The 714-nt window shown below is 59.8% G+C and carries 1 pseudogene; it reads left to right on the forward strand.

Going from position 1 to position 714, the window contains the following annotated elements:
* Positions 1–430: 430 nt before the first annotated feature.
* Positions 431–714, forward strand: a pseudogene (locus EXE45_RS17260) (hypothetical protein); the annotation flags it as partial.

The raw sequence follows: 714 nt of genomic DNA on the forward strand, positions 1-714 counted from the left end.
CTGTTGAGGTGGCACAGACACGGGGCTCTACCGCTGTGGCGACGAATTTCAGTCTCGTGGGGGCAACTGGAACGGACTCATCGAAGAACGCGTTCGAAGGGAAACAGTGGTGTGACACGCGTTTCAGCAGGGGTTGACTGCGGCAGGACCAACGGGTGTGACGGTCCGCAGTCGTGGCCGGATTGAACGGGCGCGCCCACCATCGGCCGGCGGTACTGGAAGATGTGTGTAGGAGAACCGCGCCGCGATTGCCGGTTGTAGTGTGATTAACCAACGATCCCGGAGAGGTTTCCGGGATCTGTTGGTTAAGCCGCAGTCGAGCAGGATTGTCTGATTACACAGCACTGTAGCGGCACAAAATTTATCAAGAATTGTGCGCACGGATCCCGTGTCCCGTGCTACCACGACACGCAATATAACCCATCAACCAATGTCCGCGATTGTCCCTCCGTCCCTGTCCGTTCGTGTGCCGCTTCGCGCGGCGTGTCGCCGCGTAGTCCTGAGCGGTTTCATCCTCACCGTCGTCGCTGTCGATCCGGTCGCCGCCCAAGACAGCGCCGTCTGTGAGGCTGAACGGCTCCCCGAGATGATTTCGGGCTTTTTCCAGCTCACCACCGCGATTGGGCTTATGGGGTTGGTCGTGGTGTGGCAGGCGGACTCGCTCATTGAGCTGTTTACGATGCGGCGCGAACAGCGGGAAGGGCTGAAACGCCA

Origin of the sequence: Halorubrum sp. SP9, assembly GCF_005435015.1 — an archaeon.
Taxonomy (GTDB): Archaea; Halobacteriota; Halobacteria; order Halobacteriales; family Haloferacaceae; genus Halorubrum; species Halorubrum sodomense.